The 24327-nt window shown below is 64.4% G+C and carries 18 protein-coding genes and 1 pseudogene; 15 read left to right on the top strand and 4 right to left on the bottom strand.

The genetic code is table 11. From position 1 onward, the window contains the following. Positions 1-10: 10 nt before the first annotated feature. Positions 11-976 carry a glycosyltransferase gene (locus tag EJ072_RS34060; protein ID WP_189343160.1) on the bottom strand — a complete coding sequence of 322 codons (966 nt, stop codon included), beginning with the start codon at positions 974-976 and terminating at the stop codon, positions 11-13. Positions 977-1103: 127 nt separating this feature from the next. Then, positions 1104-1946: a hypothetical protein gene (locus EJ072_RS34055; protein WP_126083165.1), complete on the bottom strand. Its 843-nt coding sequence runs from the start codon at positions 1944-1946 to the stop codon at positions 1104-1106. Between the two features lie 314 nt (positions 1947-2260). Here EJ072_RS34055 and EJ072_RS34050 point away from each other — a divergent pair, with 314 nt between their 5' ends. The 4 genes from EJ072_RS34050 (at position 2261) to EJ072_RS34035 (ending at position 8551) form a co-directional block, all read left to right on the top strand. Then, entirely contained in the window at positions 2261-3376 is a 1116-nt protein-coding gene (locus EJ072_RS34050; RefSeq protein ID WP_126083164.1) for a glycosyltransferase family 4 protein, read from the top strand. A gap of 110 nt (positions 3377-3486) precedes the next feature. Then, entirely contained in the window at positions 3487-4284 is a 798-nt protein-coding gene (locus EJ072_RS34045) for a MipA/OmpV family protein (protein WP_126083163.1), read from the top strand. Between the two features lie 321 nt (positions 4285-4605). Further along, positions 4606-7569, top strand: a complete 2964-nt coding sequence (ileS, locus tag EJ072_RS34040) for an isoleucine--tRNA ligase (protein WP_126083162.1) — start codon at positions 4606-4608, stop codon at positions 7567-7569. A 307-nt stretch (positions 7570-7876) separates the two neighbouring features. Beyond that, complete coding sequence (locus EJ072_RS34035; protein WP_126083161.1) at positions 7877-8551, top strand: hypothetical protein; 675 nt, start codon at positions 7877-7879, stop codon at positions 8549-8551. Positions 8552-8609: 58 nt separating this feature from the next. Here the strand turns inward: EJ072_RS34035 and EJ072_RS34030 are convergent, their stop codons facing one another. After that, positions 8610-9071 carry a nucleoside deaminase gene (locus EJ072_RS34030; RefSeq protein WP_126083160.1) on the bottom strand — a complete coding sequence of 154 codons (462 nt, stop codon included), beginning with the start codon at positions 9069-9071 and terminating at the stop codon, positions 8610-8612. Between the two features lie 180 nt (positions 9072-9251). Between EJ072_RS34030 and EJ072_RS34025 the strand changes: the two genes are divergently transcribed. From EJ072_RS34025 to EJ072_RS34005, 5 genes are all read left to right on the top strand, one after another. After that, a complete protein-coding gene (locus tag EJ072_RS34025) occupies positions 9252-11207 on the top strand; it encodes a pseudouridine synthase (RefSeq protein WP_126083159.1) in 1956 nt (651 codons plus the stop codon). Beyond that, positions 11188-11742: a 16S rRNA (guanine(966)-N(2))-methyltransferase RsmD gene (rsmD, locus tag EJ072_RS34020; protein WP_126083158.1), complete on the top strand. Its 555-nt coding sequence runs from the start codon at positions 11188-11190 to the stop codon at positions 11740-11742. The genes EJ072_RS34025 and rsmD overlap by 20 nt, the downstream gene beginning before the upstream one ends. Before the next feature lie 94 nt (positions 11743-11836). Then, entirely contained in the window at positions 11837-13198 is a 1362-nt protein-coding gene (locus tag EJ072_RS34015) for a pitrilysin family protein (RefSeq protein ID WP_126083157.1), read from the top strand. Between the two features lie 221 nt (positions 13199-13419). Then, entirely contained in the window at positions 13420-14754 is a 1335-nt protein-coding gene (locus EJ072_RS34010; RefSeq protein WP_245467099.1) for a pitrilysin family protein, read from the top strand. Next, the gene (locus EJ072_RS34005; protein WP_126083155.1) at positions 14751-15605 is read left to right on the top strand and encodes a patatin-like phospholipase family protein; all 855 of its coding nucleotides are present in this window, start codon (positions 14751-14753) and stop codon (positions 15603-15605) included. The genes EJ072_RS34010 and EJ072_RS34005 overlap by 4 nt, the downstream gene beginning before the upstream one ends. 185 nt (positions 15606-15790) lie before the next feature. Here the strand turns inward: EJ072_RS34005 and EJ072_RS34000 are convergent, their stop codons facing one another. Continuing rightward, positions 15791-16444 carry an outer membrane protein gene (locus tag EJ072_RS34000; protein ID WP_126083154.1) on the bottom strand — a complete coding sequence of 218 codons (654 nt, stop codon included), beginning with the start codon at positions 16442-16444 and terminating at the stop codon, positions 15791-15793. Between the two features lie 663 nt (positions 16445-17107). Between EJ072_RS34000 and EJ072_RS37200 the strand changes: the two are divergent. From EJ072_RS37200 to EJ072_RS33960, 6 genes and pseudogenes are all read left to right on the top strand, one after another. After that, a pseudogene (locus tag EJ072_RS37200) lies at positions 17108-17485 on the top strand (restriction endonuclease); the annotation flags it as partial. 307 nt (positions 17486-17792) lie between these two features. After that, a complete protein-coding gene (locus EJ072_RS33985; RefSeq protein WP_126083153.1) occupies positions 17793-18836 on the top strand; it encodes a LacI family DNA-binding transcriptional regulator in 1044 nt (347 codons plus the stop codon). Positions 18837-18911: 75 nt separating this feature from the next. Continuing rightward, positions 18912-20159 carry a sugar ABC transporter substrate-binding protein gene (locus EJ072_RS33980; protein WP_126083152.1) on the top strand — a complete coding sequence of 416 codons (1248 nt, stop codon included), beginning with the start codon at positions 18912-18914 and terminating at the stop codon, positions 20157-20159. A gap of 342 nt (positions 20160-20501) precedes the next feature. Beyond that, on the top strand, positions 20502-21422 hold the full coding sequence (locus EJ072_RS33970; RefSeq protein ID WP_126083151.1) for a sugar ABC transporter permease: 921 nt from the start codon (positions 20502-20504) through the stop codon (positions 21420-21422). Next, the gene (locus tag EJ072_RS33965; RefSeq protein WP_126083150.1) at positions 21422-22279 is read left to right on the top strand and encodes a carbohydrate ABC transporter permease; all 858 of its coding nucleotides are present in this window, start codon (positions 21422-21424) and stop codon (positions 22277-22279) included. The genes EJ072_RS33970 and EJ072_RS33965 overlap by 1 nt, the downstream gene beginning before the upstream one ends. 18 nt (positions 22280-22297) lie before the next feature. Next, positions 22298-24286 carry a glycoside hydrolase family 127 protein gene (locus EJ072_RS33960; RefSeq protein ID WP_126083149.1) on the top strand — a complete coding sequence of 663 codons (1989 nt, stop codon included), beginning with the start codon at positions 22298-22300 and terminating at the stop codon, positions 24284-24286. Positions 24287-24327: the final 41 nt, after the last annotated feature.

Genomic DNA, 24327 nt, shown 5'->3' with positions numbered 1-24327 from the left:
CCGGGCCGCATCAATTCGGCCGCATCCTGGCAGGGCGCGCGATCATCCTGCGCCAAGCCAGTCGAGGCCCGAGCGCGAGCGTCCTGAACGAGGGGGCGCCGACAGCCGCGAGGAGCAGCAGCTTGCAGGTCGTGGCAAACGGTATGCCCGCCGTTCGCAGCAGCAATTCGATGTCGCGTCTCTCCAGGCTCGAGATGGCGGCCCCCGTGGCGGCGCGCCATGCCAGAAAGGTTCCAATGGCCTCTGCGGGTTCGCCGTTTGCGTTGAACGGCTCGGCGCGGGAGCGGCGCAACAGCGCCGACTGCCTGGCCAGCGCCGCGGCCGCCTTTTGCTGATCCTCCTTGACGCGCGACACCTGTCCTGGATGCGAGCGCAATTTGACCAGCCGCGCATCCGTATTGGCCAGCTTTCCCGCCTCGGAAAGCCGCAGCCACAGATCGTAGTCCTCCGCATAGGTGAATGCGCGACGGTAGCCTCCCAGGCGCCGGACGGCCTCGGTCCGGAACATCACTGTCGGATGAAGCATGGGATTGTATCCGGCAAGGGCAGACCGCAACGGCTCGTTGCCGATGGGAACCTCTATTGGCCTCAACGTTTTTCCGTTCCGGTCGATCTGCAATCCCGCCGTGCCGAGCAGCTGCAGATTGGCATCCGCGTCGAAGCGCGCCGCCTGCAGGCGCAACCTGTCGGGCAGCGAGATGTCGTCGCCATCCATGCGCGCCACAAGAGGGGCCCGCGCGAGCGCGATTCCCATATTGAGCGCGTCGACGATGCCTTTGCCGCGATTGGCGACGACCTTGACGCGGCCGTCGCCCTCGCCGAGCGACGTCGCGATCGCGGCGCTGTCGTCCGAGGAGCCATCGTCGACGACGATGACTTCGATATCAGCCAGATCCTGGTCCAGAATGCTTTGCAAGGCTTCGCCGATGTAGGGCGCGCCGTCTCTCACCGGAATGATCACACTTACAGTCGGCAACAGAACGTCCTTGCGATAATCGGGCGTGACCGAATGACCGTTGAATCGGCCAGTTTGAGTACGAGGTGTTTGCGGTCTGGATTCAAGGTTCCATCGCAAAGTTCGTTCACAGTGTCGACTGCCAATCTCATTGTCGCGCCGATCTGGCCAGGGCCTGAAGGGCGGGTTCCAGCAAGCGTAAAACGGCCTCGCGCTTTTTCGCCTTCAACAAGAGATCGCCGTCGAGGCCGACTTCGTGCAGCCAGCTTCCCCGCCATTCGCAATAGGCCTGCCTGAGTTCAACTCCGGGCAAGGCCGCGAATGCCGTTATCGGCCGTTGCGGCAGCGCGTTCGGGTCCACATTCCGATAGAGCACCTCCCAGTTGGCCCCGCCGGTATCGAGGCCGGCGAACCAGTCGAGCCCGAAATCGAGAGGCTTGCGGGCGACGGCTTCGAAGCGGAAGAAACAATAGCCTGCCCACAAATACCAGCGAGCGCCCGCTCGGCGCAGGTCGCCGTAGAACGACACATCTTGAAGAGGCACGAAGGGGTCGCATGGCTGCGTCGGGAAGAGATCCTGGTCCAGAAATCCGAACGCGGCCGGGGCGGCCGGCTTCAGGATATTGCGCCACATCCAGTTGAGCGCCGCGCCGTGGGACCGGCTCGGGTTTTTTACGGTCCATGGATTGGCCGGCAGCCAGACATAGGGAATGCCTCGGGCCGCGCATACCTGCCTGTTCTCGTCCGCGGCAGCTTCGCTGATGCTGTTATCGGCCACGATGTGGAGGTCGTGACGGACAAGTCCCCTGGCCAGCCGCACCTGCAGATCGAGACATTGGGCATCGCCGAAGGCGATGGTGAGCAGCACATCGCGACCCCGGGCGACATCGCGGATGCCCGTAATGTCCCCCGCCTTGGCCGGCAGGCTCAGGAATCTCCGGTCGATCTTCCGGTAACGGGCGGTCTTGATGGCATGTGTCAGCGGCTGCATTCTCAGCCATTGCCGCCAGTTGTATTCACGCAGGGCCTTTGGCACGGGTATGGCAGCGTTCAGGCGAAGCCGGCGTGGCAGCCACAATTAATCCACGGCATCTTCATAATCGCGATCCGGTTGTTTTCTTTTTTGGACAGCCCCAATGCTACAGCATCCAAGTCTCTTGATAAGCCGCTATATACAGCATATGCGTCTTTTCAACACGACCAACATTTGAGCGCCCGGCGTGTTTGTTTGAGTGGAGAAGTCTGGGGCGCACCCGGAGTCTCTCTCCGTCGATCTTGGGGGTGGGCGGCGCTCCGGAACATGTGATGAGAATCTGCTGTGCAATCTCTGCCCTCTTTATGAACGGGGGTTTGCAGAGGGATTGTCTGAATATCAGCGACCGACTGGTCGCGCGCGGCCATAGCGTGACGATCCTGACGACGCGCCAGGTTGGTCATGTCGAGAGTTCGGCGACGATAACAGTCCATCCGGCACGGGTTCTCTCCAACCCGGGCACCGAATTTGCACTGGGAAAGACGCTGTTGACGGCCAGGCGGGATTTCGACTGCGTGGTCGGTTTCAACAAGATGGCGGGCCTGGACATCTACTATGCCGGCGACCCGCCCTATTTTGCCTCGAAGCTCGGCTGGTGGCGGCCGTTTTCGCCTCGCTTCATTCGCCAGCAAAAGCTCGAATCGATGATTTTTGCGCCCGGCAGCGCCGTGCAGATCATTGCGCTCAGCGCGCACCAGGCAGCGCTTTACCGCGACTTCTGGCGAACCGAGGAATCGCGCATCCATGTTGTCGGACCGACGCTCGATCCGAAACGCCGCCGGCCGGAGTTGCTGGCCGGCGACCGCAATGAAATCCGCGATCGGTTCGGGCTTCCCCGCCAGGCCGTCATTGCCTTGAGCATCGCCAACAGAATGAAAGTGAAGGGTCTCGACCGGGCGGTGAAGGCGCTGCAGCCGTTCCCGGACATCCACTGGCTGGTAGCCGGTCTTCGCGAAAACAGCGAGGAGGAAATCCGGCTTCGCGGCCTGATTGCCAAGTCCGGCATGTCGAACCGGGTCATCCTGCTGGGCATCCAGGAGGACATCCCGGCGGTTGTGGTCGCGAGCGATTTCATGCTGCACCCGGCGCGCCTGGAAAATACCGGCACGGTGATTCTCGAGGCGCTCGCAAATGGCCTGCCGGTCATCGCGTCGGCCGCCTGCGGATATGCAAAATATGTCGAAGCTAGCGGGGCGGGGCTGGTCGTGGCCAATCACGACGATCCCGAAATCTGGCGACAGGCGGTCCGGAAAGCCGACGACACTGCAGTACGCGTGCAATGGCATCAGGCGGCCCTTGCTTACGGCTCGTCAAACCCGCTTACCGGCGGACTGGAAGCGGCCTGCGATCTGATAGAGAGCTTGCGCCGCAACCGGCGTGTCGGCTAGTTGCCCTTTCAGTCCGATGTTGCGATTTTAAGTCAAATTTTACCGAACGCACGGCATGGCTTGAGCGTCGGCGGATGGTCTTGCCGGCACGTTTCGCGTAAGGGGTGACGATGCGTATTGTCGGGACGATTCCGCTGGCCGTCGCCATAGGTCTGTTCACCGCGTCTGTCGCACAGGCGGGCGAGGGCAGCTGGATATCCGGCGACTGGTACCTGACGCTCGGCGCCACCGGCCTCGTCGCGCCGAATTTCGAGGGCGGCAAGAAATATATGTTCAGCGCCCAGCCGATCATCTCGCTCGGCAAGGTCGGTCCGCAGGCGCGCTTCACCTCGCGCAACGACAACATCTCGCTGGCCCTGGTCGACGACGGCTCCGTGCGCGCCGGCCTGACCGGCAAGTTCCTGTTCCATCGCACCAGCAAGGACGAACTCCATGGTCTCGACCCGGTGCGCTTCGGCGGTGAAGTTGGCGGCTTCTTCGAGTTCTATCCGTTGGATTGGCTGCGCGCCCGCGCCGAGTTGCGGCATGGCATCCGCTCCCACAACGGCTTCGTCGCCGACATCGCCGCGGACGCCTTCTATGACATCACGCCGACGGTCCGCATTTCCGGCGGTCCGCGCGTCTCCTTCGCGTCGTCCAACTATTTCGACGCCTATTACGGGGTCAACGCCAAGGAAGCGGCGGCTTCGGGCCTGAGCGAATACCATCCGGGCGGCGGTGTGAAATCGGCGGGCCTCGGCGGCGCGATCACCTGGCAGGTGACCGAGCCGATGACGGCCAGCGTCTTCACCGAATATTCGCGCCTGATGGAGCCGGCTTCGGATTCCAGCCTGGTTAAGGAACGCGGCGACCGCAACCAATGGACCTTCGGTGTCTCGACCACTTATCGCTTTAATTTCACCATGTAGGCCGCGAAACCGGCTTCATGCCTTGAATTCCGCGCTTTATTCCTGCCGCGCCATCCGCTAAAAGCCACGCCATGATGAGCTTTTCGCGCCTTTTCGCGATCGCGATACGAATTACAGGCCCGGTGTTCCGGGCGGCCTGAGCGCCGCTGGAGCCGCCGGGAGTTTTCGCGCGCGCCCCTCGCGCTTTTTCAAGAAAATCAACGCATATCGCCCAAAAGTGGGCTCCGGTTTTGGGAAATTGATATGCGTCAGCTAAGACCTCAACGCCCGGGCTTTCCGCCGCCGGGCAACGCAGATGGCAGATCAATGACCGACACCCCGATGACCGACGCTGTTGAAACGATCGACTATTCCAAGACGCTTTATTTGCCGCAGACGGATTTCCCGATGCGCGCCGGCCTGCCCGAGAAGGAGCCCGGCGTGGTCAAGCGCTGGCAGGACATGGACCTTTACAGAAAGCTGCGCGAGGAGGCCGCCGGCCGTGAGAAATTCGTGCTGCACGACGGTCCGCCCTACGCCAATGGCAACATCCATATCGGCCATGCGCTGAATAAGATCCTCAAGGACGTCATCAACCGCTCGTTCCAGATGCGCGGCTACGACGCCAACTACGTGCCGGGCTGGGACTGCCACGGCCTGCCGATCGAGTGGAAGATCGAGGAGCAGTATCGCGCCAAGGGCAAGAACAAGGACGAGGTGCCGGTCAACGAGTTCCGCAGGGAATGCCGCGACTTCGCGGCCGATTGGATCAAGGTGCAGGGCTCAGAGTTCCAGCGCCTGGGCGTCATCGGCGATTTCGACAACCCCTACACGACGATGGCCTACCATGCCGAGGCGCGCATCGCCGGCGAGCTGCTGAAATTCGCCATGTCGGGGCAGCTCTACCGCGGCTCGAAGCCTGTGATGTGGAGCGTGGTCGAGCGCACCGCGCTCGCCGAAGCCGAGGTCGAGTATCAGGATTATGAGAGCGACACGATCTGGGTGAAGTTCCCGGTCGCGAGCCTCGCCCAGCCGGTCGCCGGCGCGGCGCCGGCGCTGGACGACACCGCGCTCGATCTGGTCGAGGCGCATGTCGTCATCTGGACGACCACGCCCTGGACCATACCCGGCAACCGTGCCGTCAGCTATTCGCCGCGCATCGGCTATGGCCTCTATGAGGTGACGGCGGCCGAGAACGCCTTCGGCCCGCAGCCCGGCGAGAAGCTGATCTTCGCCGACGCGCTGGCCGAGGACTGCGCCGCCAAGGCCAAGGTCACGTTGAACAGGCTTCACAGCGTCCCGGCCGAACAGCTTGGGAAGCTTACGCTTTCGCATCCTTTCAAGGGCCTCGGCGGCGGCTATGAGTTCCCGGTGCCGATGGTTGCCGGCGAGCATGTCACCGATGACGCCGGCACCGGCTTCGTCCACACCGCGCCCGGTCATGGCCGCGAGGACTTCGACGCGTGGATGGAGGCCGCCGCCGACCTTCGGGCGCGCGGCGTCGACACCACGATCCCGTTCACGGTCGACGATGCCGGCTTCTTCACCAAGGACGCGCCGGGCTTTGGCCCGGGACGCGAAGGCGGTGCCGCGCGCGTCATCGACGACAACGGCAAAAAGGGCAACGCCAACCAGGCGGTCATCGACGAGCTGATCAAGCGCAATGCGCTCTTCGCGCGCGGCCGGCTGAAGCACAGCTATCCGCATTCCTGGCGCTCGAAGAAGCCGGTCATCTTCCGCAACACGCCGCAATGGTTCGTCTATATGGACAAGGACCTCGGCGACGGCACGACGCTGCGCAGCCGCGCGCTGAAGGCGATCGACGACACGCGCTTCGTGCCGGCGGCCGGCCAGAACCGCATCCGCGCCATGATCGAGGAGCGCCCGGACTGGGTGCTTTCGCGCCAGCGCGCCTGGGGCGTGCCGATCGCCGTCTTCGCCGACGAGGACGGCAATGTGCTGAAGGACGAGGCCGTCAACCAGCGCATCACGGAGGCTTTCGAGAAGGAGGGCGCCGACGCCTGGTTCGCCGACGGCGCCAAGGAACGTTTCCTCGGCAATCACGATGCCTCGAAATGGCACCAGGTGATGGACATCCTGGACGTCTGGTTCGATTCCGGCTCGACCCATGTCTTCACGCTGGAAGACCGTCCGGACCTCAAATGGCCGGCCGACGTCTATCTCGAGGGCTCCGACCAGCATCGCGGCTGGTTCCATTCCTCGCTGCTCGAAAGCTGCGGCACAAGGGGCAGGGCGCCTTACGAAGCGGTGATCACCCATGGCTTCACCATGGATGAGGAAGGCCGCAAGATGTCGAAATCGCTCGGCAACACGGTGGTGCCGCAGGACGTGATAAAGCAGTCTGGCGCCGATATCCTGCGGCTCTGGGTCGTGACGACCGATTATTGGGAAGACCAGCGACTCGGCAAGAACGTGCTGCAGACCAATATCGACGCCTATCGCAAGCTCAGGAACACCATCCGCTGGATGCTGGGCACGCTCGCCCATGACGACGGCAAGGACGTGCCGGTCGAGGCCATGCCGGAGCTGGAGCGGCTGATGCTGCACCGGCTGTCCGAGCTCGACGAAGTGGTGCGCCAGGGCTACGACGCGTTCGAGTTCAAGCGCATCACCCGAGCGCTGCTCGACTTCATGGTGGTGGAGCTTTCGGCATTCTATTTCGATATCCGCAAGGACGCGCTTTACTGTGACGGGCCGTCGAGCCTGCGCCGCCGCTCGGCCGTCCAGGTGGTGCGCCATCTCTTCGAATGCCTGGTGAAATGGCTGGCGCCGATGCTGCCCTTCACCACCGAGGAAGCCTGGCTCGACCGCCATCCGGAAGCCGTCTCGGTGCATCTCGACCAGTTCCCGGAGATCCCGCAGAACTGGCGCAACGAGGCGCTGGCCGAGAAATGGCGCAAGGTGAGGCAGGTGCGCCGCGTCGTCACCGGCGCGCTGGAGATCGCGCGCGCCGAGAAGCTGATCGGCTCGTCGCTGGAAGCCGTGCCGGTGGTGACGCTGGACGACGCCGCGCTGGAGGCGGCCATCGCCGATGTCGACATGGCCGAGATGGCGATCACCAGCGACCTCGTCATCAAGCATGGCAAGCCGCCGGAGGGCGCCTTCACGCTCGACGACGTCAAGGGCGTGGCGGTGGTGGTGGAGAAAGCCGAGGATCGCGGCCTCACCAAATGCGCGCGCTCCTGGCGCTACACCGCCGATGTCGGGCAGGACCAGGAATTCCCGGATGTCTCGGCCCGCGACGCGGCCGTGCTGCACGAGCTCAAGGCGCTCGGGCGTCTCTAGGTGCATGTCGCCCAAAAGTGTGCGGCGGTTTTGGGCTAACGACATGCACTCTTCAAACAAGTGCATGTCGCCCAAAAGTGTGCGGCGGTTTTGGGATCAACGACATGCGCCGGTCAAATAAGTGCAAAAGTACCACGCCGGGCGGCCCATATCCGCCCGTGCGTTGCCCTTAACAAGTGGTTGAGGTAAACACGCGACACTCCGGCAGACAAATTGTCGCCGGATTTCCGTCGCAAGTGCGGGGAAGAAGGGGACCGTGCCCTTGGCCGGTGGCGACCGAAAGGCAGTTAGAGTGGGACTTTTTGGCATGACCGACAGAACGTTCGCGCGCGCCGCGCTGGTGGCGCCGCTTGTGGTATCGGCCATCGCCTTGTCGGGCTGCATGAGCTCGCCGACCTACGGAACCGACAAGACGGCAGCCGCGCAGCTCTTCGACGACGTTTCGGGCGCGGCCTCGATCACGCCGAAGCGCCGCACTCCGATCGACTACAAGCCGCGCCCTGACCTGGTGAAACCCGCGCCGGGGCAGAAGCAAAACCTGCCGCCGCCGCAGGAAAGCATCGAGACGGCGAGCACCGAGTGGCCCGAATCGCCCGAGGCGCGCCGCGCCCGCATCCGCGCCGACGCCACCGCCCACCAGAACGATCCGAATTACCAGCCGGAAGCCGTCGAGGATGTCCAGACCGATCCCGCGTCGGTGAAGAAGGCGATGGCTGACTCGGCCTCCAGCCACCCGCCACGCTGGTCGCCCGATGATTCCAGCGCTACGCGCACCGCCGAGATCCAGCGCCGGCTTGCCGAGCAGAAGCAGGGCGACCCGACCACTCGCAAATATCTGAGCGAGCCGCCGCTTGCCTATCGCCAGCCCTCCGATGCCGCGCCGCAGAACGAACTCGGCGAGGACGAATACAAGAAGGAGCGCCGCCTCAAGGCACAGGCGGAAGGCAAGAAGGGCGGCTGGTTCGACTGGCTGGGGCTGTAAGTGTGAATAGTGAATAGTGAATAGATCACTACTCAGTACTCGCTAGTTTCTTCACCATTCACCATTCACCGCCATTTCGCTTCCCGCGGAAAAAGTCCTTGAGGATGAGGGCGGCTTCACTCTCGCCGATCCCCGGATAGATGTCCGGCGCGTGGTGGCAGATGGGCGACGCGAAGAAGCGCGTGCCGTTGACCACCGCGCCGCCTTTCTCGTCGGCGGCGCCGAAATAGAGCCGCCGCAGCCTGGCGAAGGAGATGGCGCCGGCGCACATGGCGCAGGGCTCCAGCGTCACATAAAGGTCGTGGCCGGTGAGGCGCTCGCTGGCGAGCTTCCGGCAGGCCTCGCGAATCACCAGCATCTCAGCATGCGCCGTCGGATCGGCAAGCTCGCGGGTACGGTTGCCGGCTTTCGCGATCACCGTGTTGCCGCTGACGATCACCGCGCCGACCGGCACTTCGCCGCGGCCGGCGGCCGCCTCGGCCTCTTCAAGCGCCAAGGCCATGAAATCCGGTCGTTTCAAGCGGTTTCCATCCCGATTACTCCTCGCCACCCGAGAGTGATCCTGTTATCTAGCGCGAGACCCTGAAAACCGGAATCGGTTTTTGCCGCGCCGCTGGATGCGCAAAATCAAGATGACACTGCCTGCGTTGGGCGTCCGAAAGGGCGTGCGGCGCTGTAGCAGGCAAAGACGAGCAAAGTAATGGACGACGATAAGAAATCTCCACGCGGGTCGCGCAAGGGCGGCTCGAAACCGGCAGGTCCGCGCGGCGGCAAGCCGGCCCACGGCGCCAAGAAGCCGTTCCCAAAACGGGAGCGGCCGATGGCTGCCGAAGGCGAGCGCAACTTCAAGCGCTATGAGCCGCGTGAAACGGGGCCGCGCGAAGCAGGCGCGGAGCGTGGCGACCGGTCGTTCCGCAAAGGTCCGCCGCGTGACGGTAAGCCCTTCGAGAAGCGCGAAGGCCGCAAGTCCTTTGCGCCACGCGGTGACCGGCCGATGAGCGCCGAAGGCGAGCGCCCGGCCCGCGATTTCAAGCGCAGCTACAAGCCGCGTGAAATGGGCGAGGGCGCGGAGCGCGGCGACCGGCCGTTCCGCAAAGGCCCGCCGCGCGACGGCAAGCCCTTCGAGAAGCGCGAAGGCCGCAAGCCCTTTGTGCCACGCGGTGACCGGCCGGTGGCCGCTGAAGGCGAGCGTGGCGAACGCCGTTTCGACAGTCCCAAGCGCGACTTCGGCGAGCGCCCTGCACGCGACTTTGCCGACCGGCCGAAGCGTGACTTCAGCGATCGCCCGCGCGGCGCGGGAAAGCCCGAGGGCGGCTTCAAGCCGCGCCCGCGTCCCTCGGAAGCCGCGCCGGAGGCCGGCGAGCGCATCGCCAAGCGGCTGGCGCGTGCCGGCATCGCCTCACGCCGCGACGCCGAGGAATTGATCGCGGCCGGCCGCGTCAAGGTCAACGGCAAGGTGTTGGACTCGCCGGCCTTTAACGTCAGCGCCACCGACGTCATTCATCTCGACGGCACCGAGATACCACCGATCGAGCGCACGCGCCTGTTCCTGTTCCACAAGCCGGCGGGCGTCGTTACCACCAACCGCGATCCGGAAGGCCGCAAGACCGTCTTCGACGTGCTGCCGTCCGACCTGCCGCGGCTGATGACGATCGGCCGCCTCGACATCAACACCGAAGGCCTGCTGCTGCTCACCAATGACGGCGGCCTGTCGCGCGTGCTCGAACTGCCGGCCACCGGCTGGCTGCGGCGCTACCGCGCGCGCGTCCACGGCAAGGTCGAGGAAAGCGCGCTCGCCGGCTTGCGTGAGGGCATCGCCGTCGACGGCGTCTTCTACGGTTCGATCGAGGCCTCGCTTGACCGCGAGCAGGGCACCAACGCATGGCTGACGCTCGGCCTGCGCGAAGGCAAGAACCGCGAGGTGAAGAACATCCTCGGCGCGCTTGGCCTCGATGTGACGCGGCTGATCCGCATCTCCTATGGCCCCTTCCAGCTGGAAGATCTGCCCGAGGGCCATGTGCTGGAGATCAAGGGCCGGGTGCTGCGCGAGCAACTCGGCGAGCGGCTGATCGAGGAAGCCGGCGCCAATTTCGACGCCGAGATCCAAAAACCGTTTTCCAACAAGCCGGTGCGCGGCGGCGGTCCGCGCCGCGAAGAAGCCGACCGGCCGAAATTCACGCGCGACGGCGACCGTCGGCCGATCGGCGAGGGCGGACTGATCAAGGCGCGCAAGCGCCGCGAGGACAGCCGCGATGAGGCGCTGAGCAAGCTCTCGACCAAACCGGACAGGGCATTTGGGGAGCGCGGTGCGAAGTCCGATCGCGGCGGCTTCGGCGACAAGCCGCGTGGCGGCTTTGGCGACAAGCCCCGTGGCAAGAAATCCCAGCGCGAGCAGCGGCCGATCGAGCCGCCGGGCCAGCGCAAGGCCAATGTCTGGATGGCGCCGGGCGCCCGGCCGATCGGCAAGGGCAGGGCGGAAGCCGACGCCGCCAGGGCCGCCGAGGCGAAGGCACGCAAGGCGCCGTTCAAACCGGGCGGCAAGGGCAAGCCGGGCGCGAAACCGTTCGGCAAGCCCCGTGGCGAGCGCCCCGAAGGCGATGGCGGCAACAGGCCGCGTGGTCCGAAGAGGGGCGGCGATGCGGATCGTCGGCGGTGAGTTCCGCGGGCGTCCGCTGGCGACGCCGAAAAGCAATGCCATTCGCCCCACCACCGACCGCACCCGCGAGGCGGTGTTCAACGTCCTGGCGCATCGCTACGCCGACAAGCTCGAGGGCGGCCGCGTGCTCGACCTCTTCGCCGGCACGGGCGCGCTCGGGCTGGAGGCTTTGTCGCGCGGCGCCGGTTACTGCGTCTTCATCGAGGAATCTACCGAGGGGCGCGGCCTGATCCGCGAGAATGTCGAAGCCTACGGGCTCACCGGCCGCACAAAAATCTTCCGCCGCGACGCCACGCATCTAGGCGAAGCCGGCACGATCTCGCCCTTTGGCCTGATCTTCGCCGATCCGCCCTATGGCAAAGGTCTCGGCGAACGCGCGCTGCGCTCGGCCAAGGACGGCGGCTGGCTTCTGCCCGGCGCGCTCTGCGTCGTCGAGGAGGCGGCATCGGCGGCCTTCGATCCTGGCGCCGGTTTTTCGGTGATGGACGAGCGCAATTACGGCGAAACGGTTATCCGCTTCATCGAGGCCGGCTAGCTTGTGCTAGCCGCGCCTCGAAAATGCCGAACAAATCACTTTGCCTCGCCAGCGAACCTTGCCTATCGTCGCGCAACCGGGACCGGAGAACTTGATGACACCTACGCGGATTGCGCTGCGCACGGCGCTCCTTGTCGGCACGCTGGCAATAGTGGCGTCGGCTCCGGCCCGTGCGGCCGACGATGGTGACGTGAAGGATTTCCTCCTCGACAACGGCATGGAGGTGGTCGTCATCCCGGACCATCGCGCGCCGATCGTCACCCACATGGTCTGGTACAAGATCGGCAGCGCCGACGAGCCCGCTGGCAAATCCGGCATCGCGCATTTCTTCGAGCATCTGATGTTCAAGGCCACGACCAACCACGCCGCCGGCGAATTCGACCGCGCCGTGTCCGAGATCGGCGGCTCCAACAACGCCTTCACCTCCTACGACTACACCGCGTTCCACGAGACGGTGCCGCCCTCGGCGCTGGAACAGATGATGGGCTTCGAGGCCGATCGCATGCGCAACCTGATCCTGACCGACGACGTCATCAAGACCGAGCGCGACGTGATCCTGGAGGAGCGCCGCTCGCGCATCGACAGCAATCCGCAGGCGGTTCTGGACGAGGAGGTCGATGCGACGCTCTGGCAGAACCAGCCCTACCGCATTCCCGTGATCGGCTGGATGCAGGAAATGGAGCAACTGAACCGTCCGGACGCGAAAGCCTTCTACGACAACTACTACCGGCCCAACAACGCGGTGTTGATCGTAGCGGGCGACGTCGAGCCGGATGCCGTCAAGGCGATGGCCGAGCGCACCTATGGCAAGGTCGCGCGCGGTCCGGATCTGCGGCCGCGCATCCGCCCGGTCGAGCCGGAGCAGAACACCAGACGCACGGTGACGCTGACCGACGCGCGCGTCTCGGTGCCGAGCTTTTCGACGCAATGGGTGGTGCCATCCTATCATACGGCCAAGCCCGGCGAGGCGGAGGCGCTGGACCTGCTGGCCGAGATCCTCGGCGGCGGCAACCGCAGCCGGCTGTACCAGGAGCTCGTCGTCAAGCAGGGGATCGCCTCCGACGCGGCGGCCTATTTCCAAGGCACGATGCTCGACGACACCAACTTCACCGTCTATGGCGCGCCGCGCGGCGACGCCAAGCTTGCCGATGTCGAGGCGGCGGTCGATGCCGAGATCGTCCGCATCGTCAAGGACGGCGTGAGCGACGATGAGCTGGAACGGGCCAAGACCCGTTATGTGCGCTCCATGATCTTTGCCCGCGACAAGCAGGACGACATGGCCAACATGTATGGCTCCACGCTTGCCACCGGCGGCAACGTCAAGGACGTTCAGGAATGGCCGGACCGCATCCGCAAGGTCACCGCCGATGAGGTCAAGGCGGTCGCCGCCCGCTACCTGGTGCTCGAGCATTCGACCACCGGCTATCTCTTGCCGCAGCAACAGGCGGGGAATTGATGATGAGCATGGTTTCGGTGCGCCGGCGGTTCTTCCCTTCTCCCCTTGTGGGGTCCGAAGGACGGGGCAAGACCCGTGGCTCGCCCCCGGGTGGTGGCCGAGCGAAGCTCGGTCGGATGAGGGGTGTTCCAGCTTGGCAAGGATGGCGATCTGTCGCCCACCCCTCAACCGTCTCGGCGCTGCGCGCCGATCCACCTTCTCCCACAAGGGGAGAAGGAAAAATGTATCGAGCCGTCGCCACGCTTTGCTTTGCCCTGTTCTTCCTGCTCCTGCCGGCGCTCGCCGCCCGCGCGGAGATGAACATCCAGGAGGTGAAGTCGAAGAAGGGCATCACCGCCTGGCTGGTGGAGGACCATTCGATCCCGCTGATCGCCATCCGCTTCGTGTTCGATGGCGGCAGCGCGCAGGATCCGGCCGGCAAGGAGGGCCTGGTCAACCTGATGACCGGCCTGTTCGACGAAGGCGCAGGCGACCTCGACAGCGACGCCTTCCAGCAGAAGCTCGACGATGCCGGCGCCGAGATGAGTTTCCAGGCCGCGCGCGATGGCACCTACGGCTCAATGCGTATGCTGTCCGACCAGAAGGACGAGGCTTTTGGCCTGCTGAAACTGGCGGTGAACAGCCCGCGTTTCGACCAGGCGCCGATCGACCGTATCCGCGCCCAGGTGCTTTCCGGCATCCTCGCTAATGAGCGCGATCCGAACACGGTGGCGCAGCAGCGCTGGCTGCGCGCCATTTACGGCGAGCATCCCTATTCGCGTTCCGACCAGGGGACGAAGGGCAGCCTGACTAGCATCACCGCGGATGACATCAGGGCCTTCCACAAAGCCAATTTCGCCCGCGGCGGCCTGCATGTGGCGGTGGTCGGCGATATCGACGCCGCGACACTGGGCAAGAAACTGGACGACGTCTTCGGCGATCTGCCTGAAAGGCAGACGCTGGCTCCGGTGTCGGATGTCACGCCAAAGCTGGGGCAGCAACTGGCGGTGAACTACGACTTGCCGCAGACCTCGCTGCAGCTCGCCTGGCCGGGCGTGAAACGCAGCGATCCCAATTTCTTTGCCACCGTCCTGATGAACGAGATCCTGGGCGGCTCGACCTTCACCTCCCGGCTCTTTTCGGAGGTGCGCGAGAAGCGCGGCCTTGCCTATGGCGTCAGTTCCGATCTGGTCGACAACGAGCACTCCCACGCGCTGCTGGTGACGACAGCGACGCGCTCCGACCGCGCCGCCGAAACGCTTTCGATCGTGCGCCAGGTGGTGAAGGATATGGCCGAGAACGGTCCCACCGAGGAAGAGCTCGCGGCGATCAAGAAATACATGATCGGCGCTTACGCCATCAACAATCTGGATTCCTCCGCCTCCATCGCCGCGACGCTGGTCGAGCTGCAGGTCGACAATCTCGGCATCGACTATATGAAGCGCCGCGCCGCGCTCATCAACGCGGTGACGCTGGCCGAAGTCAAGGCGGCGGCGAAGAAGCTTCTGTCGGCCGATCCCGCCGTGATGGTCATCGGCCCGCCGCTGGTGCAGGTGGCGGGAGGCGGCAAGGGATGAGCCCGACCTTCGGGGTGGCTTTCGGCGGCGGCGGCGCGCGCGGTCTCGCGCATATCCACATCATCGAGGCCCTCGACGAGCTTGGCATCAAGCCGGTGGCGATCGCCGGCTCGTCGATCGGCTCCATCATGGGAGCCGGCATGGCGTCGGGCATGACGGGCGCCGATATCCACGGCTATGCCCGATCGATCCTCGGCAGCCGCGCCGAAGTGGCGGCGCGCATGTGGCGCTCGCGGCCGGGCACGATCGCGGAGGCCATGCAGGGCGGCATCCGCGTCGGCCAGTTCAACATCGAGCGCATCTTGAAGGCCTTCCTGCCTGAGCCGATCCCGCGGACCTTCGACGCGCTGAAGATCCCGCTCAAGGTGACGGCGACCGATTATTTCGGTCACAAGCTGGCGGTGCTCGCCGAGGGTGAATTGCATTCCGCGCTCGCCGCTTCGGCTGCCATCCCGGCGGTGTTCCGTCCGGTGGTTCGCAATGGCTGCCTGCTGATCGACGGCGGCATCTACAATCCCGTCCCCTTCGATCTCCTCGAAAAGGATGCCGACATCATCATCGCGATCGACGTGGTCGGCGCGCCGAGCGATGCCGAGCGCAAGCACCCGACCACGGTGGACCTGATGTACGGCGCCTCGCAATTGATGATGCAGTCGATCATCGCCAACAAGCTGCAGCAGTCGAGGCCCGACATCCTGATCCGCCCGAAAGTCTCGAAGTACCGCGTGCTCGATTTCCTGAAGATCGAGGCGCTGATGGCCGAGACGGCGGAGATCAAGGACGAATTGAAGCGCGCCGTCGAGAAGGCCTTGGAGGCGCATGGCGGCAGACAGGGCGAGAAGGCTATCTGAGCGAATCAGCTCCGCCCGATTCACGCTGCCCGTAGCCAACCTCCGTTGTTGGTAGCTCATCGTGCTCGATCGCCGCGCTCACCCCCGAGCCATTGCTGAACAAAGAAAAGCCGCGACTGGTGAACTAACCGCATTCGAGGGGTCAGTTCACCATGTCGCGGCTTTTTGTCCTGTCCGCTAATAGATCAGAATTTGTAATTCAGACCAACGCGAACGGTGTGGAAGGGGACTTTGACGTCGGCACCCACTGGCCCGCCCGTATCGAACGTCTCTTTACCCAGGTCCGTGTAAAGATACTCGGACTTGAGCGACCATTTGTCGGTGAAGGCGTATTCGGCGCCTGCACCAACGGTCCAGCCGACCCTAGTCTTGGAAAAGCTAGGCCCGCCGAGCCCGGATATGTCGAGCTTTTCATGACCGTAGGCCAAGCCGCCAGTGCCATAGACGAGGAAGCGATCGACGGGCGTATAGCCAATGCGAGCACGCACCGTGCCGAACCAATCAACCTTTGTTTCCAGAGAGGGGCCGCCGAGCGATAGCTCGCCTTTGACGTCGGAACCCTGGAAGTCGGCTTCCACGCCGTAGACGAATTGGCCAACCTGCCAGTTGTAACCGGCCTGAATGCCGCCCAGGAAGCCACTCGCGCTGAGGTCGAAGCCACCAGGTCCGCCGTCGGAAGGATCAAGACTAAACGTGCCGAAACCGCCGCCGGCGTTCACGCCGATATATGCGCCGGTCCAGTTATAGGAAGCAGCAACCGGTGCCTCCTGCAAAGCGTCGGCCGCGTAGGCGGTGCCGCTGGCGAGGACGAGAACGGTTGCAAGAAGAAGCTGTTTCACAGGATGGACCCTTTCGTTGCCAAAAACTGCAGAGCTGGAGGGGCTTGACCGCAGGATTTTATGCGATGCGCCCACTACAAACCTCTCGGTCTGCTTCCATGCTCAGTCGGATAATGCCCCCAGAAGGGCCTATCTGCCACCTAAGCGCCAGTAGCCTTGCCGTCGAACCCGGCAGGTTGTCAATCTTGTCAATTCGAAGGCGCGGGTAATTTTTTCAGGAGATGCGAGAAAGCCACACACGTTCGAGCAGGCTGTCGCCGGTGGCGGCGTTGAAGCGGTCGTTGGCGGCAGCCTAAAAAACGTGCCGTAAGATGCTGCGAGGATCTTGCTCGGTGCTGGAAATCGGAGACGGCACCGGCACCGTCATCGATGCCGCGAAGATAACCGGCGTCGCCGATTATGCTGGCTGCAACGTCGCCGGTTTCCTTTGCCCAAGGTGTCCGCTTCGTCGGGTGGGACGAGGCGCTCGGCGACGAATGCGTGACCGGAACGGATTCGAGAACGGCATCAGGCTGCGGCCCGGAAGATGAGCGAACATTTTGTCGGGAATCTTAGAACGCTGTATGGCAGCCGCCTGGGAAGCTTCTCGTAGCTAGACTACGCACCGAACATCGGGCTGTATCGACTCGGACGTATTTGCAAGCAACGTATTTGCAGAAAACCATGGCATTTGGGGTTTTCATTCACCGCACAGATTCGATCTACGACGACAGCCCCGCTGAGCAGTATCAATTCCCTGGTCAGTATCTGAGCCGTATCGAGGCCTGCGTCGGCGATTGGATCACCTACTACGAGCCCAGCAAGGTAACCGAGACACGCGGGTACTTCGCGATGGCAATGGTCCAGCAGGTCATTCCCGATCCCGCGGCGCCTGACATGTACCTCGCTCTGATTGAACCCGGAACCTACCTCGAATTCGTCAATCCTGTTCCATTCAGTGCGGCCGATGGCCTGGTTGAACGTGGCCTGCTCAATGACGAGGGCAGAATATCCGGCCGTGCCCAATCCGCCGTCCGCCCGCTTAGCCCTGCCGACTTTAACGTTTTGCTTTGTTCATCTCAAAGAAGCTCCCCCAATATTTATAGCCATCTATCTTATAAGTGGCAGCGGAGCCAGCGTCTTTCTGGGGGTCCTTTGCCGATTGGTCGGCTTGGCATCAGTGTTCGCTGGCTCTCCAAAGACCGCAGAGGCCAGTTTCACCCCCTTGCCAACCTCCCCGCCTTCCCCTACTCTTCCCCCCTGAGAAAACCTTTTCCCAACCCGCCTCGCGCCCGCCTGACCTCACCCGTCATCACCGCGCAGGGCGGTAAGAGAAAACCTTTTCCCAGTCAAGGGATCCGCCGCGCCCATGCCTTCCGACGCCGAACCAGCGCCTGTTTCCGCCAAGCCGCCGGTCACGCTGCGCGAGGTGGCGGCCGCGGCAGGCGTGAGCGTCGCGACGGCGTCCAAGGCGTTGAACGGGCAGGGGCGGATGACGGCGGAGACGCGCGAGCGCATCCGCGAGACGGCGCGGCTGCTCGGCTTCCGGCCGAACAGCCTGGCGCAGAGCCTGCTCAGGAAACGCTCCTTCACCGTCGGGCTGCTCACCAACGATACCTATGGCCGCTTTTCGCTGCCGCTGATGGCCGGTGTCTCGGATGCGCTGGTCGACAAGGGCGTGTCGGTGTTCCTGTGCAATGTCGAGGACGACCAGCGGCTCGGCCAGCTGCATGTCGAGGCCATGCTCGACAAGCGCGTCGACGGCATCGTCGCCACGGGAAAGCGCATCGACCGCCATCTGCCGGTCGATCTCTCCAATCTGCGCATTCCTGTCGTCTATGCTTTCACCCAGCCCGATCCCGGCGCGGTCGGCCTCGTCTCAGACGATGCCGACGGCGCGCGGCTGGCGGTCGAGCATTTTCTGCGGCTGGGCCGCCGGCGCATCGCCCATGTCAGCGGACCGGCGAGTTTTGCCGTGGTGCACGCGCGCGCCGAGGCTTATCGCGATGTCCTGAAGGAGAACGGCCTCGCCGTGCGCGAGCCGCTCCTCGGCGCCTGGTCGGAAGCCTGGGGTCATGATGCAGTGGCAAAACTGTTCGGTAAGGCGGGCAGGGAAGGGTGGCCGGACGGCGTCTTCTGCGGCAACGACCAGATCGCCCGCGGCGTCATCGACGCGCTGCGCGAGCGCGGCATTCGCGTGCCCGAGGATGTCGGCGTCATCGGCTTCGACAATTGGCAGATCGTGGCCGAGGCGACGCGCCCGCCGCTCACCTCCGTCGACATGAATCTTTCGACGCTCGGCCGCGAGGCCGGGCTCGCCCTGCTTTCGCTCGTCGACGGCCAGCCGGCCGCGCCGGGCATCAGGAAACTGCCGTGCCGGCTGGTGGTGCGTCAGTCATGCGGGGCGGAATGAAGCAACGCGGCCACGCGCCCGCATCCGCCGGGCGGCGTGGCCAAAACTGGGAGGAGAACCATGAGGAGGAGTAACGTGAAGACCATGCTTGCCAAGCTGATGCTTGCCGCTGCCGTCATCGGCGGCGGCCTGCAGGCGGCGTCCGCCGAGACCGCCAACATCTGGGTGCGCGCCGACGGCTCGAACTTCATGCCGCGCATCGTCGACGCCTTCAACAAGGCGCACAAGGACCAGATCAAGCTCGACATCATTCCCAATGCCGAGATCATCCCGAAATATGGCGCGGCGGCCGCCGGGGGCACGGCGCCCGACGCGCTGTCGCTCGACCTGATCTACACGCCGTCCTTCGCCGCCGCCGGCCAGCTGGAGGACATCACCGACTGGGCGAAATCCTTGCCCTATTTTTCGAGCCTCTCGCCGGCGCATGTGAAGACCGGCACCTATAAGGACCGCATCTACGGCCTGCCGTTCTCGGCCGACGCCTCGGTGCTGATCTGGAACAAGAAGCTGTTCAAGCAGGCGGGGCTGGACCCGGAGAAGGGGCCGACGAACTGGGCCGAGATCGCGGCCGACGCCGAAAAGGTCAACGCGCTCGGCGGCGACATCAAGGGGTTCTACTTCTCCGGCAATTGCGGCGGCTGCAACATCTTCACCTTCACGCCGCTGATCTGGGCCTCGGGCGGCGACATCCTCTCCGAGGACGGCTCGAAGGCGACGCTCGACAGCCCGCAACTGCGCGGCGCCATCGACCTCTACCGCTCGATGATCAAGAAGGGGCTGGTGCCGGAGGGCGCGCAGACCGACACCGGCGCCAATTTCTTCGCCGCCTTCGCCGGCGGCAAGATCGGCATCTCGCCATCCGGCGCCTTCGCCATCGGCGCGCTCAACACGCAATATCCCGATATCGACTACGGCATCACCTTCCTGCCGGGCAAGGATGGCGGCTGGTCCTCCTTCGCCGGCGGCGACAATTTCGTCGTCACCAAGGGCACCAAGAAGATCGCCGTGGTGAAGGAGTTCCTGGACTTCGCCTATTCGCTGGAGGGCCAGACCATCCTCGCCAAATATGGCAGCCTGCCGGTGCGCAACGACATCGCCAAGGACGCGCTGAAGGACCTCGACCCGCGCTACCAGGTGGCGGCCGAGGCGATGGCCAAGGGCAGGACGCCCTATTCGGTGGTGTTCAACGATTTGATCAACTCCGCCAACGGTCCTTGGACTCAGATGGTCAACGAGGTGTTCTTCGGCGACGATGTCGACGGCGCCATCGCCAACGCGCAGGACACCATGCAGTCGATCATCGACCAGGCGCCGAACAAGTAGACACCAGGGCCTACAGGCGACGGGGATCGCGCAACGCTTCGCCGCCACGGCCCTGACCGGCCGCCCGCCCCGTCTCCCTGGCCGGGCGGCCGGGATGTTGCATCGCTGAACGGCAGGAACTGACGCGTTGAGAAAAATCACTCTCACTAGCATCGCCAGGTTGAGGGGCCGCGAGGTTCGCGCCCCCCTTCTCCCCTTGTGGGAGAAGGTGTCGCCGAAGGCGACGGATGAGGGGTGTTCCAGCGGAGTGAGACGCTGGCTTTTCCTGGAACACCCCTCATCCGTCTCGGCGCTTCGCGCCGATCCACCTTCTCCCACAGGGGGAGAAGGGAAGGTGCTGCCATGACTGCCATCACCGCCACATCCGCTCCCGCCCGCTCGCGCACCAGCGCCAGCCTGCGGCAATGGGTTGGCCTTCTCTACGTCCTTCCGGCCGTCGCTTTCGTCACCGTCTTCTTCGTCATCCCGCTCGGCATGACGGCGTGGATGTCGCTGAACAACTGGCCGCTGATGGGCGAGCATTCCTTCGTCGGCCTCGACAATTATGTCGCGATCGTGCGCGACACGCGGTTCTGGAACGCGCTGAAATTCACCTTCTATTACACGGCGATCGTCACCATCGCGATCTTCGCCGTCGCCTTCCCGCTGGCGATCTTCATCGAAAAGCCCCGCCCGCTCACCAATCTCTACCGCACCGCCTTCTTCATGCCGGCGGTGGTCGGCTTCGCTTCGGCGAGCCTGCTCTGGTCCTGGCTGCTCAACGTCGATTCCGGCCTGTTCAGCCCGGCCGCTTACGACCTCGGCCTGACCGAAAAGAAGGTCAATCTTCTCGCCACCTTCCAGCCGGCCTTCTGGTCGATCATCGCCATGGTGGTGTGGAAGGTCGCCGGCTTCACCATGATCATCCTGATGACCGGCCTACAGTCGATCCCGCAGGACCTGCAGGAGGCTGCCGTCATCGACGGGGCAGGGCCGTTCGCCAGGTTCCGGGCGATCACGCTGCCCTTGATGCGCCGCACGCTGGCGCTGGCGCTGATCCTGTCGGTCGCGGGCTCGATCCTCGCCTTCGACCAGTTCTACATCATTCTGCGCGGCGGCCCGCGCAACCAGACGCTGACGGCGGTCTACTGGATCTTCAACCAGTCCTTCGTCTCGTTCAAGCTCGGCTATGGCGCGGCACTCTCCATGGTGCTCCTGGCCATCCTGGTGGCGCTCAGCCTCATCCAGCTCTGGCTGCTGCGCAAGCCCGAGGGGCTCGACTGATGGCCGAGGCGATGTCGCAGAACCGCAAGGCCGCCTTCAGCCTCGCCAGGCATTCCACCGGCATCATCGCCTCGGTGCTGTTCCTGGCGCCGATCGTCTGGACGGTGCTCTCCACCTTCAAGCCGGCGCAGGAGGCGCGCCAGCCGCCGCTGCCGCCCTGGCCGACCACCGGCTTCTCGGTCGAGAATTACGAGACGCTGAACGCCTTCGGCGACGGGTTGTGGGTCTCGGCGCAGAACAGCATCTATGTCTCGGTGATGACGGTGCTGCTGTCGGTGCTGGTCAGCGTACTCGCCGGCTACGGCTTCTCGCGCTTCCGCTTTCCGTTCCGGGATTTCTTCTTCGTGCTCATCCTGTCGACGATCATGATCCCGTTCCAGTCGATCCTGACGCCGATCTTCCTGGTGCTGACCAGGCTCGGCCTGCACAATACTCTGACCGGGCTGGTCTGCGTCTATGTCACGCTGCAGCTGCCCTTCTCGATCTTCATGATGCGCAACGCTTTCGACGCCGTGCCGCGCGAGATCGAGGAGGCGGCGCGCATGGATGGCGCCAACAACGTCACCATGCTCGTCAAGGTGATGCTGCCTTTGGTCTGGCCGGGCGTTGTCACCATCGCGCTGTTCGCCTTCCTCGGCGCCTGGAACGAGTTTCTGGCCGCGCTCGTGCTGATGACCGACCAGTCCAAATTCACCTTGCCGGTGATGATGACGGCGCTCCAGTCCGGCCGCTTCGGCGCCATCGACTGGGGCGCGGTGCAGGCGGGCGTCACGGTGATGATGGTGCCCTGCCTGATCCTCTTCCTGGCGCTGCAGCGCTTCTACATCCGCGGCCTCATGGCCGGGGCCGTCAAGTAATTCGAATGGAGTGAAATCATGACCGCATCGAGTCCCGCCGCCACAACCGACACTGCCAGGCCGAAGCTCGCCTTCCGGCCGTTGCCCGTGCCGCAGGTCGATGTGCGCGGTTTTTGGGGCGACCGTGTCGACGCGGTGGCTAGCAAGACCGCCGGCATCCTCTATGACCGCTGCGTCGAGGCGCGCATGCTGGAGCAGATCGATCCGGACCGGCCGTCGCCAGGCGTCGTCATCCCGTTCCATTCGCCGTCGCCGGACGAGGCCGACGGGCAGGGCGCCGAGTTCACCGGCTCGACGGTGACGACGCAGATGTTCTGGGATTCCGACTGGGGCAAGACGATCGAGACCGCCGCTTATTCGCTCTACCGCCGCCGCAACCCGGAGCTGGAGCAGAAGATCGACGCCGTCATCGATATGTACGGCAAGCTGCAGCAGGAGGACGGCTACCTCTCCAGCTGGTACCAGCGCATCCAGCCAGGTCTGCGCTGGACCAATTTGCGCGATTGCCACGAGCTCTACTGCGCCGGCCATCTGATCGAGGGCGCCGTCGCCTACTTCCAGGCGACGGGAAAACGCAAGCTGCTCGACATCATGTGCCGCTATGCCGACCACATCGCTTCGATGTTCGGCCCCGAGCCCGGCAAGAAAAAGGGGTATTGCGGCCATGAGGAGATCGAGCTGGCGCTGGTGAAACTGGCGCGGGCGACCGGCGAGAAGAAATACATGGAGCTCGCCAAATATTTCATCGACCAGCGCGGGCAGCAGCCGCATTATTTCGACGAGGAGGCGCGCGCCCGCGGCGCCGATCCGAAGGCCTATCACTTCAAGACGTACGAGTATAACCAGTCGCACAAGCCGGTGCGCGAGCAGGACAAGGTCGTCGGCCACGCGGTGCGCGCGATGTATCTCTATTCCGGCATGGCCGATATCGCGACGGAATATGGCGACGACACGCTGCGCGTAGCGCTCGACCGGCTCTGGGACGATCTCATGACCAAGAGCCTCTATGTCACCGGCGGCCTTGGGCCGTCGGCGCACAATGAGGGCTTCACCAGCGACTATGACCTGCCCAACGAGACAGCCTATGCCGAGACCTGCGCCTCGGTCGGCCTGGTGTTCTGGGCAAGCCGCATGCTCGGCATGGGGCCGAACGCGCGTTACGCCGACATGATGGAACGGGCCTTGTACAACGGCTCGATCTCCGGCCTGTCGCTCGACGGCTCGCTGTTCTTCTACGAGAATCCGCTGGAGAGCAGGGGTGGCCATCACCGCTGGAAATGGCACCGCTGCCCCTGCTGCCCGCCCAATATCGGCCGCATGGTGGCCTCGATCGGCAGCTATTTCTACGGCCTCGCCGACGACGCGCTGGCCGTCCATCTCTATGGCGACTCGAGCGCTCGTTTCGAGATCGCCGGCCGCCAGGTTACCCTGGTCCAGACCAGCAACTATCCCTGGGACGGCGCCGTCGCGATCGAGGTCGGACCTGAGGCGCCGGTTGCGTTCACGCTTCACCTGCGCGTGCCGGTGTGGTGCCGCAAGGCCGCGCTTCGGGTAAACGGCAAGCTGGTCGATCTCGAAGCGGCGACGGTCGACGGTTACGCCGCGATCCGCCGCGAATGGCGCCAGGGCGACAAGGTCGAGCTCGACCTTGAAATGTCGATGGCGCGCCTCTTCGCCAACCCGCAGGTGCGGCAGGACATCGGTCGTGTCGCGCTGGCGCGGGGCCCGCTGATCTATTGCGTCGAGGAGACCGACAATGGCGGTGGGCTGCACCGCATCGCCCTGCCGCGCGAGGCAAGGCTCGAGGCTCACAAGGAGCCAAACCTGCTCGGCGGCGTCGTCACGCTTTCGGCGATCGGCAGCAGGGCCGAGACGGAGAGCTGGGGCGCCGATCTCTATCGCCGCGAGCCGCCGGCGACTGAGGCGACGAAGCTCAAGGCGGTTCCCTATTTCGCCTGGGACAATCGTGAGCCCGGCGAGATGCTGGTCTGGCTGAGGGAAGGGTAGGGCGCGCTGGCCGCGCTTCCGCGTATGACGAGTGAGCCCTC

The organism is Mesorhizobium sp. M2A.F.Ca.ET.046.03.2.1 (assembly GCF_003952425.1).
GTDB lineage: Bacteria > Pseudomonadota > Alphaproteobacteria > Rhizobiales > Rhizobiaceae > Mesorhizobium.
Note: the sequence above shows the minus strand (reverse complement) of the source record. Positions and strands in the feature narration are given on the sequence as shown.